The following is a 15166-nucleotide window of genomic DNA, read 5'->3' on the forward strand; positions in this document are numbered from 1 at the left end:
TGAGAGACCGAGAGGAGGTATGGGAAAAAGCCCCTGCCAATGGTTGGCAGGAGCCCGGTTTGTTGAGGCCCGGTGAGCCGGGCCTGGTTAACAAGGTTCAGGCTGCGTTGGCCAGTGGCTCCTCGCTCTTCTTCTGGTAGGCCTGCGGGGTGAGGCCCAGCAGCTCCTGTACGGTCGAGGCGACGGTGATGGAGGAGACGGTGCCCACCAGGATCCCGGCAAACAGGGTGAAGGAGAAGCCGTAGAGGGCGTCACCGCCAAACAGCAACAGAGCGCCCACGGTAAACAGGGTGGTGCCCGAAGTGATCATGGTGCGACTGAAGGTCGCCTTGATGGCCACATCGGAGCACTCGTGGATCCCCATCTGGGTACGCGAGCTCAGCAGATCCCGCAACCTGTCCGAGATGACGATGCTGTCGTTGAGGGAGTAGCCGATCACCGCCATCAAACCGGCGATGATGTTCAGATCGAATTCGATCTGAAAGAGTGACAGCAGCCCCAGCGCTACGATGGCGTCATGGACCACCGAGAGCAGGATGCCGATGGCCTGACGCCACTCGAAGCGAAACGCCAGATAGGCCGACATCGCCAGCGACGCAACCAGCACCGCTAGCATCCCCTGCTGGAACAGCTCGGCACCCACCTGAGGACCGACGATGGTGGTGCGCAGCAACTCGACCGGCATCCCCAACTGCTGGGTCAGCATGGTGGCGAGATCCGCCGCGGGCCAGGGCAGTTCGTGGGGGGGCAGCTTGATCAGCCACTCGCCGGGAATTCCGGCCGAGCTCAGCTCAACGGCTCCCGCCAGCGGGGAAACCAGCATGGCATTGAGCTCATGGGCCTCTTTCAGGGTCTGGATATGAAACTCCAGCAGGATCCCGCCGGTAAAATCGAGCCCCAGTGTCAGGCCGTTCACCAGCAAGATGGCGACGCTGGCCACGGTCAGCAGGATGGAAGCCCACAGGCCGATATAACGCCAACGGGTCAGCCCCATGGCAACGATCATTCTCAACATAATTCTCTCCTTGGCCAGCCAGCATCAGGCTGTTGGCCCATCACGACGTGTCGCGACACGCCGGGAAATAGTGTTCTGCTTTGGCCGCTCCGGCCATATCCATGGCCGATGGCGCAACCAAAGCCGCTCATCAGAGGGATTGCTGTCCCGTTACACCTTCAGCGTGCGCTCGTTGCTGCGTCCCCACAGGGGATTGATGATGGCGCGCGTTCCCCAGATCCCGGTGATCATGCTGGAGAGCAGACCCAGAATGAGGGTGATGGAGAAGCCCTGCAGCGGCCCGGAGCCGATGGAGTAGAGCACCACGGCGCAGATGAGGGTGGTGATGTTGGCATCGAAAATGGTGTGGAAGGCCGAGCGATAGCCAAAGTCGATGGCGTTGGCCAATGAGCCCCCTTCTCGCAGACGGTCCCTGATCCGCTCGAAGATCAGCACATGGGTATCCACCGCCATGCCCACCGTCAGCACCAGACCGGCGATCCCCGGCAGGGTCAGCACGGCGCCCGGCAGCACTGCCAGCATGCCGACCTGCATCAACAGGTTGGCGACCAGCGCCGTGATGGCAACCCAGCCGAATTTGCGGTACCAGGCCATCATGAACAGCATCATGCCTGCCATGCCGAAGGCCAGCGCGGTGAAGCCTGCCTCGATATTCTGCATCCCCAGCGTCGGGCCAATGGAGCGCTCCTCCAGGATCTTGAGCGGGGCGGTGAGGGCGCCGGCACGCAGCAGCATGGCCAGCTCTTGCGCTTCCGGCAGACTGCCAATGCCGGTGATACGGAACTGGTTGCCAAGGGCGGTCTGGATGGTGGCGACGTTGATCACCTCGCTCTGGGCGCGCAGTTTGCCCAGGGCGTTGGTTTTGTACTCGGTGAAGACGGTCGCCATCGGCTTGCCCACATGCTGGCGGCTGAACTGGTTCATCTTGCTGCCACCCAGGGTGTCGAGCACGATATTGACCTGGGGTTGACCCATCTCGCCCATATTGGCGCGGGCATCGACGATGTGCTCTCCGGTGAGTACCGGCTTGCGCGCCATGCCGACGGCCTGGCCGTTGCGATCGGCGATATAGAAGTGGCTGTCGGCTTTGGCCTCGTAGAAGGCCAGCGAGGCGGTGGCCCCGATCACCTCTTTCGCCTGCTTGGGGTTGTGCACCCCGGGCAGTTCGATACGGATGCCATCTTGGCCCTGACGCACCACCGAGGCCTCGACAATGCCGAGCTCGTTGATCCGTTTTTTCAGGATCGACAGGTTCTGGGTCACGGCGTTGTTGACCAGCAGGGTACGCTCCGCCTCGCTCAGCACCAGTTTCAGATCATTACCTGAGCGGGTCAGCTTCCACTGATCCTGACGGGTACCGGCACTCTCCTTGATGATGGCGAGCCAGCTCTCCTGTTCGGCGACCTCCGGCAGGGTGACGGCTACGGCGCCCTGTGCGCTGCGCGTGACGCTAGCGCCGCGCAGATTGGCTTCACGGAAGCGGGTACGCAGGGTATCCACCAGATTCTTGGTCTGATTGTCGATGACAAAGTCCACGTCCACCCCGATCAGCAGTTGGGAGCCGCCACGCAGGTCGAGCCCCAGCTTGATGGGGTCGGCGCCGAGGCGGGTGATCCAGGCCGGCGCGTTGGAGTGAAACTCCAGGGTCAGGGCGGCACTGTCGACCCCTTGCAGCTCCAGCAACTGCTTGGCGCGCTGCTGATCGCCCTGACTGGCAAAGACCAGCTCGACCCGCTCAGGTTGCTCAATGACCTTGATCGGGGTCAGGTGTTTGTCGCTCAGCAACATCTGCTGCTGAGCCGTCAGGCGCTGCTGTCCGTGCAGGCCGAGGGAGGGCTGCTCACCAAAAAAGGTGGGCAGGGAGTAAAAGGTAAAGGTCAACAGCATCAACAGCAGCAGTGCGTACTGCCACTTGCTCATGCGGTTGAGAACGGTGCGATTGCTCTTTCTCATGGCAAACAAGCCTCTGTCAGGAGAATGGTGCCTGGGCCGATAGCAACAAGGCTCGGCAAGGCGCAAAAAATGGGATGCATCAGATGCGGATCAGGCAGCCGCCGGATCCGTCAGGAAGAGGAGATGAGCAAACAGTGGATGTGCCAGCCCCTCCGGGGTCAGGCGCTCAGATAGCTCTGGGTGAAGCGGTATTGCAGATGTTGGCGCTGTAGATGGCGCCGGTGGATCGCGCCAAAGCGATCGCGAAAACTCTGTTTGTGATAGAGCTCGGGTGCTAGCATCAGCCAGCCGAGCAGCAACAGCAGGATGGCCTGGGCCGACCAGCTCTGGATCAGCTCGTAGACCACACTCTTGGGCTGGTTGTCACTGCGCAGGGATTGTTCGAGACGCAGCAGGTGATTCTGATGGCTGCCAACAAACTTGATGATGCCATCGTCGCTGTCGCTAAGCTGATTGAACACCTGAGTCTGCTGCTGTTCACTCTGGGGAGATGCGGGTAGCAGCGGGCCTTCCATTCGGGCGATGGAACAAAGCAGGGTGAGGGCGATAACCAGAGTTACCAGCACCAGTTTTACTTTGTCGATAAGGCGCAAAAGTTAATTCCCGATAAATAGAAAGGGCAAACTACCATAAGCGCCCGGTTTGAACAAGGTTGCCCCGGGCGCATGGCACCATTCGGTGCTGGCTGTCAGCTGCCGCTCATCTGCTTGAAGTCGCGGGCGTAGCCCTTGAGCAGGGAGTAGAGATGGGCCCGCTGGGAGATATCCAGCGACTGGCTCATGGCACTCAGCCAGTTGACGGTACGCTGGCGCGACTGTTCGGTATAGCCGGTAAAGCGGCCATCCATCAGCCCATCCCCCTCGGCCAGCAGATCAGTCAGCTCGCGGGTAAAGTCGGGACTCTGGCGCTGCTTCATCAGCCTGTCCAGCTCCTGGGTCCAGGACTCCTGAAACTCGAGCCAGGGAGGCATCAGCTCGTATTGCCATTCGGCCCACTGGGCCACCAGTGGCGCCTGTGCCGGTTTCACCTCGCCAATCCAGAACTCGAGCCGCTTGTTCATCTTGTCGCGAAACTCCGCCAGCATCTGCTCTTTGGGCTCAGTGGCAAAGTCCTTTTGCCGCTCCTGTTGCCGCTTGACCCGATCGGTCATAAAGCGGGTCACCTGCTCGTCGGTCAGGGTGCGCGCCAGCCTGACCGCGCGGGGGATAGTGTTTTCCAGCGTGCGGGTCAGGCTCTGCTGCACCGCATCGAGGTTGGTCGAGATCTGCTCCGGCGTCATGGGGCTGGCCACCGCCTTGGCCAGCGCGTCGAGATCCTTGGCGTAGCGCGGCAGCTCGTGCTGGCGATGCCAGGCCATCAGCCCCTTCACTTCACGGCTGAGCAGATCCTTCTGCGAATAGGAGAGGGCAAAGTAGTCATCCAGCTGCCAGATGATGGCGGTATCGAGCCAGTAGTAGATCACCCGGGTGGAGCAGCCGGTCAGCAGCAGGCCGATCAGCAGCAGACCCCAGGTTTTCGGCTTGTGCCAGCGCACCTTGTTTATCATCTGTTACTCCAGTCGTTGCCGGTTGATGGCGATCAGGGTGTCATAGTCGAGTGAGGGCTGTTGCTCTGCCATCAGCAGGGCCCAGAGCAGGCCGATATAGTCGACCCAGGGTAAAAATGCCTCGCTCTGAAAATCGGGCCACTGGTGGCGCGGCAGGGCCTGCAGATAGTGCGCTTCCAGCTCGTCGCGCTGCTCGGCGGGCCACTCATGGGTGCGCTGGATGCTGGCGAGCTCAAAGCCGGGGTGACCTGCCGCGCCATACTCCCAGTCGATGACCCAGGGTTTGCTTCCCAACAAGTTAGCCGGATTGAGATCATGGTGGCAAGGGCGCCAGCAATCATTTGGCTCACAGCTGGCGAGCAAGCTCCGCTCCAGGGCGGGCAGCCAGGAGGGAATGTGGGCCAGTCGGGCGCGATAGCTCGCGGCGTGGGCTCGCACCGCCATCACCACCGCAGGCAGCGGCAGGCGATGGAGCTTGCGCAGCACCTCAGCCAGCAGGCGGGGCTGATCGACTTCCGGTGGCGCCGCGTGTACCCAGTTTGGCTCATCGCACCATTCGAGCAGCATCAGACCGCTGGCGGGATCGCCATAGTGGCAAGACAGTGCCAACCCTTCGCCCATCGCCCCCTGATAAAGCTGCCACTCGGTGGGACGGTCGATGCCAAGGCGCACCGGGTCGGAGTGGCCCTGACGCAAAAAGTAACTGCGCCCCGAGGGGAGGCGCAGTCGATAGTTGCAGTTGGTCAGGCCTAACCCGAGTGGTTCCAGCTGCCCCTCCCGCCAGGGGGCGGGCAGGCTGGCCAGTAGCGGATCACAGTTGCCTGTCACCAGGAGCCTGTTACCAGCCAAAGGTGGATTTCTTCGCCTGTTTGCGGATCTCTTTCTGATCGGCCCACAGCAGTTCGCCGTTTTGCAGATCCATCAGGTTCATGGTCATCTGGTAGTAGACATCCTTCACCTTGCCATTGTCTTTGACGATGCTGGCGAGGTTGCCATAGACCATGTAGCGGGCACCGGTCTGCTTGCCAAGCCGCACCATGGAGGCAGGATCCACCATACCGCTGCTCTGCTGGTATTCGAGCTGCTGCTTGACGGCGGCCACCTTGCTCATGTCGACGAAGCGGAATTTGCCGGCCCGCAGCAACTTGGTGCGGATGGTATCGGTGATGGCTTCGGTATCGATGTGCTCGGAGGTCTTGTTGCGGATAGAGTCCATAAACATCACCGGACGACCGCCTGCGGTGATCTCGCTGGTGGCAGGGGAGGCGAGCATGGAGTCTGCCATCTTGTCGGCGATGGCCTGCAGGTCACTTGAGCCGTAATCGACGGTGACGGTTTCGGTTTCGGTCGGATCGCCGTAGCTGACGGTGGTGCTGGAGCAGCCGCCCAAGAGCAATGCAGAGGTCAATATCAGCAGGGCATGATTCATTTTCATCAGTAGGATTCCTCAATCACTTCGCGTACGTAAATCCGGTAACCCTGCGCCGCCGGGCTGGGCGCCAGGGCCGAGAGGGTGCGGGTCTGATAGCCATGCAGCTTGATGGGGGTCCAGCCGCGGCCATCGCTGGCGACCTCCTGACCGGCCTCATCATACCAATAGAAGATATATTGCAGCTTGTTATCGCCGCGCTGGGTGCTGGCGGCGGCCACATTGACCTGCAGCAGGCCATTTTGCTGGCGGCGGCTCAGCTCGGTCAGGGTGACGTTGACGTTTTGATGGTGCTCCAGCGTGGGAGCACCGCCCGCCGGGCCATAGAGCGCCACGCCTGAGGTGTTGGGGGCGCAACCGGTCAGCAGCAGCGCGAGCCCGAGGGCCAACCCGTATGATTTCATCTTGCTCTCCTTAATTGGAGGGATTTGGGCAGCACTGAGGGGCTGCCCGTTAATGGTCTTGCTCATATCTCTTCGCCATCTGCTCAGAGCGGCATCACCCGGGTGGTCAGACCGGCGCCGAGGCGCTGTACCCAGACCAGGGTGGTGCGTCCCTTGTGGATGGTGAGCGGCAATTGCCGCTGCGCTGCCCCCGCGCCCAGGGTGAGATTGATGTCACCGGCTGGCACCATTCCCTGCCAGCTCGATGCCTGCGCTGGCAGCGTCAGCCAGCTGCGGGTATCGGCCCGCTCGGAGAGGGTATTGAAGATCCCCACCAGAATATTGCCCACATCCCCTCCCTCTTTGGCGGCGGTGCGGCGCATCTGCTCCTTGGCCACCAGTCGCAGCGCCTGGCGGGTCAGCATGCCGGGCAGCCGCTCCTGCAGATCTTTGGCGGCCAGCGCTTCCAGCCTGACCAGCTCGCTGGTCTGCTCGACCCGCTTGCCGACTTCCACCGTCAGCGGGCCGGTGTCGCTGGTCCGATTATCGTAATAGGGGATGGCGACGGTAAAGGTGCGAAAATCGCCGCGGGAGGTGGAGATGGGGAGCGGCAGGAACAGTTCGCGCCGTGCCGGGATCAAACCATCTTCAAACAGCACCACCAGTTGGCCTTGATCTTTTGCAAGCGGCGGTGCTTTGCGGCCTATCTTTTTCTCGGTCTCGCGGATCTCGTCCGGTGAGCCACGCAGCCGCGCCAGACGCAGCAAGGCATCTTGCAGGCTGCGGTTGTCCGGCGCTATCTGGTAGCCGCGCTGATAGTCGACCCAGGCATCGTTGAGATCCCCGGCCGCCTCATAGAGCACGGCGGAAAAATAGAAGGTGTAGGCGTTCTGAAAACCGTTTTTGACCTTGCCGATCAACCGGTCGAGATCCGGTGCGCCGCGCGACATCAGCTGGCGCATCTCGCCTTCTGCTTCGGCCTCTTCGCTCTCATCCTTCGCCTTGCGCACCTCATCGGCTCGCCGTTTCAGGGCCTGCTCCTGCACCTGATTGGCCCGGCGCACCTCCACCAGGGCGCCATCGGCATCACCCCGTTGCAGGTAGTTGAGGGCCAGATAGTGGTGCAGCATGGTGCGTTCGTAATCGGGAGTGAGATAGGCCATCGACTGGTCGTTGGTGAGCAGACTGCCCACCTGATCCAGACCGTGGCTCAGCCGGTATTCGGCCTGATTATCTTCCCACTGAAGGCGGCTGTCGGCGGCGGTGAACGCCTGCTTGCTGCCCGCATCCTGACCCGCCAGCCAGGCGATACGCCCCTGTTCGAGCCGATCGAGGACAAAGGTGTCATCCCCAAGGGTGGAGTCACGCACCTCGGGCAGCGCCTCGGCGGCATGGCCCAGCAGCAGCTGGTTGCGCAGGGGCACCATCTGATCGGAGTAGGAGACGAACATATCCTGCCAGCGGGAGGCGCAGCCTCCCAGCAACAGCAGGGCGCCGCAGAGCAACAGGGCGCTGCGGCAGGTTGAGGCGTGGCGATTCATTAAAGGCTGAGCAGCGGTCCCAGCGGCTGGCCACCGACCAGATGCATGTGGATGTGGTAGACCTCCTGCCCGCCGTGGCGGTTGCAGTTCATGATGAGGCGGTAGCCATCTTCGGCGATGCCCGCCTCGCTTGCCAGCTTGCGGGCCACGGTGAACATCCGGCCAAGGGCCAGTTCATGTTCGGCTTCCACGTCATTGACGGTGGGGATCAGCACATTGGGGATGATCAGAATATGGGTTTTGGCCTTGGGCTGGATATCCCGGAATGCGGTGACCAGATCGTCTTGATAAAGGATGTCGGCGGGGATCTCTTTACGGATGATTTTGCTGAAAATGGTTTCTTGCGCCATGGCTAACTCCCTTATATGAAACAGAAAATTGAACTAGAACCCCAAGCGGCTCCCGAAAGGGGGGCGAGCAGCACGCCAAGTGTGACACAAGCCGACATTTGACACAGCTGATGTCCCATTCCCTTCAGTTATTGTTAAAAATACCGATAGCCAGAGGGACGTCATCTGCAACGCCTGTTCAGGGTGGTCTGCAGGGTATCAAAAGGACGGGGTACTCAGGCAAGGGACTTTTGCATATACAGCGGGACAATAATGAAACAAACAATGTCGGATCTCTCCATCTTGCAGCGAGTCTACCTTGGCTTCGCGATCCTGGTGGCCGTGATGGTGGCCAGTTCACTGCTCACATTTCGTAGTCAGGAGACCCTGGGGAACGCACTGGAGCAGGTTACCCAGCAGTCTATGCCGCTGGTGATTGCCAGCAGCCAGACCCAGATCACCCTGCTCAGCGCCAACAAGTGGCTGGGGGATGTGCTCACCGAGCAGGACCCCAAACAGCTGCCGGCCGAAGTGGCCGAACTGAAACAAGCCAAGGCCGCGGTGGGCAAGAGCCTTGACGTCTTGCGCCAGCAGGTGGCCCACCACCCCGAACTGCAAGGGGAGATGAGCAGCCTCAGCCAGCAGGTCGACAGCTACCTGCAACTGACCGATACCCTGCCCGGCGAACACGAGGCGCTGCTCACCCGACTGCACAAGGTCAATCTGGCCAAGGGGCAGTTTCAGGTCAGTCTGCCCCAGTTCAAGAAGAGTCTGGGTGACATGATGGTCACCATCGACGACAGCTTCATCAAGATGCTCTCCGAGACCCTGACCACCAAGCTTTCCGCCATCGAACTCTCCACCATGGACGCCCTCAATCAGACCATTCCGGCCCCCATCGAAGGGGCGCTCAAGCGCAACAAGATGCAGATCGAGGGGTTCAACAGCACCATCAAGGATCTGCAGGGGGAGCTCAAGAACTTCGAGAACGACATGGGCCACTATGTTCACGGCTTCGTGCGCGACACCACCGCAAGCGAAGGCGTGCTCTCCCAGTATCTGGCGCTGATGAAGCAGCAGGAGCAGATGCGGGAGAAGAGCAAGCAGGCGAGCGCGCTCATCGTCGAGATCCAGAACCGGCTTGAGCGGATCACCGGCCAGAGTCAGCAGCTGATGAGTCAAAGCATTCAGCACGCCAAAGCGACTCAGAGCCAGAGCACCCTGACCCAGGGAACCAGCATCGTAGTCGCCATCCTGATCGCCATGCTGGTGGCTTATACCCTGGGCAAGGCCATTCGCCGTCCGCTCAGGGAGCTGCTGCGGGTGCTGACCGAAGTGACCCAGGGCGACATGACCCAGCGCATCGGTTTTCAGAGCAAGAACGAATTCGGCCAGCTGGGCAGCCAGATCAACCTGCTGATTGCCCAGATGGGGGAGGTGCTGGCGCAGCTTTCACAAGCGTCTGCCCAGCTTAACGATGCCGCCCACGGCAATCGCCACACCACCGAATCAGTGCGGGCGGATCTGGAGAAACAGCGGCAGGAGACCGCCTCGGTCGCCGCCGCCATGACCCAGATGGAGGCCTCGGTGCGGGAAGTGGCGCAGGCCGCCAACCAGACCCTGGAGCGGGTGCAGGATGTGGAGAAGGCCTCCGAGATGGGGCGCAAGGTGATGGCGGGCAATATCACCACCACTCATCAACTTGCAGGCAAATTGCAACAGACCGGCAAGGTGATTGGCGATGTGAGCGCCATGAGCAGCCAGATCGGCAATATCCTCGATGTCATTCGAGGCATCGCCGAGCAGACCAACCTGCTGGCCCTCAACGCTGCCATCGAAGCGGCGCGGGCCGGCGAGCAGGGGCGCGGATTTGCGGTGGTGGCGGATGAGGTGCGCAGTCTGGCGGGCCGTACCGCCCAGTCCACCAGCGAGATCCAGACCATGATCGAGAACCTGCAGCAGGGAGTCGCCAAGGCGGTGACCGTGATGCAGGAGTGCTCTCGCGAGATGGACTGCTGCGTGGATCAGAGCTCTCACGCCAACAACGCCATGGAGGAGGTGCAGGGGATTGTGGTGCTGATCAGCGACATGTCGAGCCAGATCGCCTCTGCCGCCGAGCAGCAGCAGGCGACCAGCGCCGATATCGCCACCAACCTCAACCGCATCTCCGATATCTCGGATCTTAACTACCAGGGGATCGAGCGGGTGGCCGAGACCAGCCAGCAGCTGGACTCCCTTGCCGAGCAGCAGGAGAGCCTGGTCAAGCGCTTCCGCCTGAGCGCCTGATGGTCGAGAGTTGAAACAACAAGGCCCCGCAGATGCGGGGCCTTCTCTTTATTGCGGCCGTGACAAGGGGATCAGGCGTAGGCAATTGCGCCCTTGCCGACCCCTTCATAGGCGACAATCTTGACGAACTTGTCGCCCACCATCTTCTTCACTTCGCGGGCGATATAGCAGGCCAGCAGCTCGACTGTGGTGTCGGTGTCGATCATCTCCACCTCGGCGGTGGGGATGGCCAGCTGGAACAGCCCTTGCGGCGCCACATATTTGAAGCCGCAGTGATGCTCGCCAAGCTGGGCATTGGCGCGAGGGCTCAAAGCGAGCTCGGTCAGCGCCACCTTGTCCTCCTCGGTGCCGAGGTAGATATCGCCCCAGCGTTCGGCCCAGTTGAGCTCAAGCTCCTGGTCGCGCTCGCCATCGACGTGGATCTCGATGGGAGAGCGGTGGCCGTGGGCGATGCGCTGGCAGTTGCCATCGTGCTTTTTCAGGCCATGGCTGTAGTGGTAGAAGGCACCGGTGATTGCCTCCTGACGCAGGGTCAGGGAGAGATCCTTGATATTGCCCGGCAGCCGTTTGGCCAGTACCGCCAGCAGGTAGCGGGTCACCGACTCTTTATCAACTTGCGGGGCCGGGATAAAGGCAAAGCCCTGGGATGGGCAGCGCAGATGGATGGAGCGCCCCGGGCGCAGCAGATCCACTGTGCTTTCGTTACCATCCAGTGTCTCGACGTGGATCAGCGGGCACTCTGTCGGCACCAGCAGCTTGTGATCCACCTCTTCATCGATGATCGACTTGATCAGCTTCTTTACCCGGCCAAAGTCCAGCAGCATGCTCATTTCGTTCAGCTCACCGCTCATTTCGATATCTACCAGCCAGCTCTCGCCCACCATGCCGCGGCGTTCGCACAGGTAGCTGGAGTCGATCACGGTCAAATCTCTTACAAATAACTTCATCAGTCAGGCCTTGCTACAGAGAAAGGGCAGTTTTGCGCTATTATGACCCGCGATTATCGGCAAAGGAACTGGAACCCCCCATGAACAAACTGCTTATCAAAAATGCCACCCTGGTCAACGAAGGCCGCATCTATGCCTCCGATGTGTTGATCGAGGGGGAACGGATTGCCCGCATCGCCCCGGATATCGAGGCGCCCGATGCGCTGGTTATCGATGCCGCAGGTCGTCATCTCATCCCCGGAATGATCGATGATCAGGTCCACTTCCGGGAGCCGGGATTGACCCACAAGGGGACTATCGCCAGCGAATCCCGCGCCGCCGTCGCCGGTGGCACCACCAGTTTCATGGAAATGCCCAACGTCAATCCCCAGACCACCACCCTCGACGCTCTCGAAGCCAAATACCAGATCGCCGCCAACTCCTCCGTCGCCAACTACAGCTTCTATCTCGGCGCCACCAACGACAACCTTGCAGAGATCAAGCGTCTCGACCCCAAGCAGTCCTGCGGGGTCAAGGTGTTTATGGGCTCCTCGACCGGCAACATGCTGGTGGACAATCAGGAGACCCTGGCGGCCATCTTCCGCGAGAGCCCGGTGATGATCGTGACCCACTGCGAAGACACCCCGACCATCGCCAAGGCGGAAGAGGCGGCACGGGCCAAGTGGGGCGAGAATGTGCCGATGGGCGAGCACGGCCGCATTCGCAGCGACGAAGCGTGCTACAAATCCTCCAGCATGGCGGTGGCGTTGGCCAAGCAGTACGGTGCCAAGCTGCACGTGCTGCATCTGACCTCGGCCAAGGAGCTGTCGCTGTTTACCGCCAGTCACGACCTGAGCGAGCTGAAGGACAAGAACATCACCGCCGAGGTGTGCGTTCACCACCTCTTCTTCAATGAAGCCGATTACGAGACCCAGGGCAGCCTGATCAAGTGCAACCCTGCGGTGAAGAGTGCTGCCGACCAGCAGGCGCTGCTGGATGCGGTACGCAACGATGTGCTCGACATCATCGCCACCGACCACGCGCCCCACACCTGGGAAGAGAAGCAGAACAGCTACTTCAAGGCGCCGTCCGGTGTGCCGCTGGTGCAGCACTCTTTGCAGGCGCTGCTGGAGCTCTACCACAACGGCGTGTTTACCCTGGAGACTATCGTCAAGAAGACCTCCCACGCGGTAGCCGAGCGCTTCCAGGTGCAGGATCGCGGTTATATCCGCGAGGGGTATTTCGCCGATTTGGTGCTGCTGGATCTGGGCAAGCCTTATGTGGTCAACGATGACAACATCCTCTACCACTGTGGCTGGTCGCCCTTCAACGGCTACCGCTTCCACAGCACGGTGGAGATGACGCTGGTGAATGGCCAGATCGCCTGGCAAAACGGGCAGGTGACTGACCAGATCCTGGGCAAGCGGCTGACCTTTAACCGCTGATTGTTCGCAAAGCAGGCGAACGCACCGTGGCCGAGGAATTGGCGGCGTTTCCCTGTTGACAGGGCAGGGTCATCTCCATAAACTCTGCCCCCGTCAGCCGAGCTGACTCCGTCGGTGTGTAGCGCAGCCAGGTAGCGCATCTGCATGGGGTGTAGAGGGTCGGAGGTTCGAATCCTCTCACACCGACCAAATTCCCCGGTAAAGGCCTTGTCAAACGACAAGGCCTTTTCTTTTGCCTGCGATTTGCCGCACAGGCGCGAAGCCAGTGGTGATGCAAGCTGGTCGCTGTTGGCGCGAGCGGATTGTGCAGCCACCGCGCTTTATGGTGTAGTAACGACTCTGTTGCTCATTTGCTTGGCGAGGCCTTTCGTGTCTGCATCCGTATCTAAACCCTGTTGTCTGCTGATGCTCACCCTGCTGCTGGCGGGCTGCGCCACCCCTTACGAGAGTGAAAAGTCGTTCTGGAATGGCCAGACCGGTTTTTCCCAGACCAGGCTTGGCCCGGACAAGTGGCAGCTGGAGTTTGTCGGCAACGATCTGGTGGGCAGGGAGACCGCCCGCAAATATGTGCTCAAGCGGGCAGGGGAGCTGGCACTGGCAGAGGGTTACTCCTGGCTCAAGGTCGATGAGCTGACCATTAACCGCGATGCCGTCAGGGTGACCCCATCACGGCCGATCTTTGGCTTTGACGAGGATGAACCGGATCTCTTTATGGCCCAGATGCAGGTGCTGCATACCATCTCGGCGCTGCTCACTTTTCGCCTGTTGCCACGGGCACTCGATGAGCGAACTCTGGATGCGAAATATCTCGCCGAAATCAAAATAAACAGTGATTAATATTGGTGAATTGCAAGATCTATATCACATACACCTAATGGCAGGATAAAATTCTGGATAAAGCCTCTAGATTTACCCCCTGCTTTTAGGCATTCTCCCAGCATACCAGCCGCCAGGAATCAACGGCTCGGATCACAAAAACGGACTGTAGTGGCTCCCACGCCACTGTTTACGGCTTGCACCAATCAAAACCGGGACTCCCCCATGAAAATGAATAAACTGACGGTCGCCATCCTCATCTCCATGATGTTTGGCATCCTCACCGGCCAGGGCTATCGGATGTTTGCCGCAGATCAGGCTGCGGATTTCGCCAGTAACATCACGATCCTGACCGATATCTTTCTGCGCCTGATCAAGATGATCATCGCTCCCCTGGTCTTCACCACCCTGGTGGTCGGTATCGCCAAGATGGGCGACACCCGCACCGTGGGGCGTATCGGTGCCAAGACCCTCGGCTGGTTCATGCTGGCCTCCCTGATGTCCCTGAGCCTAGGTCTGGTGATGGTGACCCTGATGCAGCCGGGTGTGGGGCTTTCGCTCTCCCTGCCCAATGACACCGCCAGCTCGGGCATTGCTGCCGGTGCCATTACCCTGAAAGATTTCGTGACTCACGCCATTCCCAAGAGCGTGGTCGAGGCGATGGCCACCAACGAGATCCTGCAGATCGTGGTCTTCTCCCTCTTCTTCGGTCTGGCTGCCGCCGCACTCGGCGATCTGGCCAAGCCGGTAGTGGTGCTGATGGCCAGCGCTGCCGAGATCATGCTGAAAGTGACCGGTTATGTGATGAACTTTGCGCCGTTCGCGGTGTTTGGCGCCATCGCCGCCATGGTAGCCAAAGAGGGGCTGGGTATTCTGGTTACCTACGGCAGTTTTATGGCTCAGTTCTATATCGCGCTGGCCTGCCTCTGGCTGCTGCTGATCGCCATGGGCAGCGTCTTCCTGCGTGGCCGTGTCATCAAGCTGCTGGCGATGATCCGTGAGCCGATCCTGCTCGCCTTCTCGACCGCCAGCTCCGAAGCGGCCTATCCGAAGACCCTGGATCGTCTGGAGAAGTTCGGTTGTGACAAGCGCATCGCCAGCTTCGTGCTGCCGATGGGTTACTCCTTTAACCTCGACGGCTCCATGATGTACTGCACCTTCGCGGTGATGTTCATCGCCCAGGCGTATGGTATCGAGCTCTCCATGGCCCAGCAGATCACCATGCTGCTGCTGTTGATGGTCACTTCCAAGGGGATGGCCGGGGTACCGCGCGCCTCTCTGGTGGTGATTGCCGCCACCCTGAACCAGTTCCATATTCCGGAAGCGGGCATCCTGCTGCTGCTGGGGATCGACCACTTCCTCGACATGGGCCGCTCAGCCACCAACGTGCTGGGCAACGCCATCGCCGCCAGCGTGGTCGCCAAGACCGAAGACAGTCTGGGTGAAACCGTCGCGCTGGGCGAGAGTGAGCCAGCCAAAGCCTGATCACAACGCCAT

14 protein-coding genes and 1 tRNA gene are annotated in these 15166 nt (G+C 60.6%); 5 read left to right on the forward strand and 10 right to left on the reverse strand.

The annotated features are described in order from the left end of the window. Positions 1–97: 97 nt before the first annotated feature. From secF to hinT, 9 genes are all read right to left on the reverse strand, one after another. A complete protein-coding gene (gene secF / locus I6L49_RS02240) occupies positions 98–1015 on the reverse strand; it encodes a protein translocase subunit SecF (RefSeq protein ID WP_005334046.1) in 918 nt (305 codons plus the stop codon). A 150-nt stretch (positions 1016–1165) separates the two neighbouring features. Continuing rightward, the gene (secD, locus tag I6L49_RS02245; RefSeq protein ID WP_216950502.1) at positions 1166–2968 is read right to left on the reverse strand and encodes a protein translocase subunit SecD; all 1803 of its coding nucleotides are present in this window, start codon (positions 2966–2968) and stop codon (positions 1166–1168) included. A gap of 158 nt (positions 2969–3126) precedes the next feature. Continuing rightward, entirely contained in the window at positions 3127–3561 is a 435-nt protein-coding gene (locus tag I6L49_RS02250; protein ID WP_005334044.1) for a hypothetical protein, read from the reverse strand. Between the two features lie 95 nt (positions 3562–3656). Next, positions 3657–4514 carry a DUF6279 family lipoprotein gene (locus I6L49_RS02255; RefSeq protein ID WP_216950503.1) on the reverse strand — a complete coding sequence of 286 codons (858 nt, stop codon included), beginning with the start codon at positions 4512–4514 and terminating at the stop codon, positions 3657–3659. A 3-nt stretch (positions 4515–4517) separates the two neighbouring features. Beyond that, positions 4518–5342, reverse strand: coding sequence for a phosphotransferase (locus I6L49_RS02260; RefSeq protein ID WP_254127523.1), 825 nt, complete (start codon positions 5340–5342; stop codon positions 4518–4520). Between the two features lie 10 nt (positions 5343–5352). Beyond that, complete coding sequence (gene lpoB, locus I6L49_RS02265) at positions 5353–5949, reverse strand: penicillin-binding protein activator LpoB (RefSeq protein ID WP_005334041.1); 597 nt, start codon at positions 5947–5949, stop codon at positions 5353–5355. Then, positions 5949–6347: a YcfL family protein gene (locus I6L49_RS02270; RefSeq protein ID WP_216950505.1), complete on the reverse strand. Its 399-nt coding sequence runs from the start codon at positions 6345–6347 to the stop codon at positions 5949–5951. The genes lpoB and I6L49_RS02270 overlap by 1 nt, the downstream gene beginning before the upstream one ends. A gap of 83 nt (positions 6348–6430) precedes the next feature. Further along, entirely contained in the window at positions 6431–7867 is a 1437-nt protein-coding gene (locus tag I6L49_RS02275) for a COG3014 family protein (protein ID WP_216950506.1), read from the reverse strand. Next, positions 7867–8217 (reverse strand): purine nucleoside phosphoramidase, encoded by a 351-nt coding sequence (gene hinT, locus I6L49_RS02280; RefSeq protein ID WP_021231009.1) that lies wholly within the window; start codon positions 8215–8217, stop codon positions 7867–7869. Before hinT ends, I6L49_RS02275 begins: the two co-directional genes overlap by 1 nt. Positions 8218–8469: 252 nt before the next feature. On the opposite strand from hinT, the gene I6L49_RS02285 reads away from it, so the two are divergent. Next, positions 8470–10482: a methyl-accepting chemotaxis protein gene (locus I6L49_RS02285; protein ID WP_216950507.1), complete on the forward strand. Its 2013-nt coding sequence runs from the start codon at positions 8470–8472 to the stop codon at positions 10480–10482. A 71-nt stretch (positions 10483–10553) separates the two neighbouring features. Here the strand turns inward: I6L49_RS02285 and I6L49_RS02290 are convergent, their stop codons facing one another. Next, positions 10554–11429 carry a 6-carboxytetrahydropterin synthase gene (locus I6L49_RS02290; protein WP_216950508.1) on the reverse strand — a complete coding sequence of 292 codons (876 nt, stop codon included), beginning with the start codon at positions 11427–11429 and terminating at the stop codon, positions 10554–10556. Positions 11430–11509: 80 nt separating this feature from the next. Between I6L49_RS02290 and I6L49_RS02295 the strand changes: the two genes are divergently transcribed. From I6L49_RS02295 to I6L49_RS02310, 4 genes are all read left to right on the forward strand, one after another. Beyond that, positions 11510–12853, forward strand: a complete 1344-nt coding sequence (locus I6L49_RS02295; protein WP_129503690.1) for a dihydroorotase — start codon at positions 11510–11512, stop codon at positions 12851–12853. A gap of 112 nt (positions 12854–12965) precedes the next feature. Next, positions 12966–13042: transfer RNA gene (locus I6L49_RS02300), tRNA-Pro, on the forward strand. Between the two features lie 216 nt (positions 13043–13258). After that, entirely contained in the window at positions 13259–13690 is a 432-nt protein-coding gene (locus tag I6L49_RS02305; protein ID WP_216951573.1) for a hypothetical protein, read from the forward strand. A gap of 204 nt (positions 13691–13894) precedes the next feature. After that, positions 13895–15154, forward strand: a complete 1260-nt coding sequence (locus I6L49_RS02310; RefSeq protein WP_043819404.1) for a dicarboxylate/amino acid:cation symporter — start codon at positions 13895–13897, stop codon at positions 15152–15154. The last annotated feature ends 12 nt before the right edge of the window (positions 15155–15166 follow it).

It is taken from the genome of Aeromonas sp. FDAARGOS 1419 (assembly GCF_019047045.1).
GTDB classification, from domain to species: Bacteria; Pseudomonadota; Gammaproteobacteria; order Enterobacterales; family Aeromonadaceae; genus Aeromonas; species Aeromonas veronii.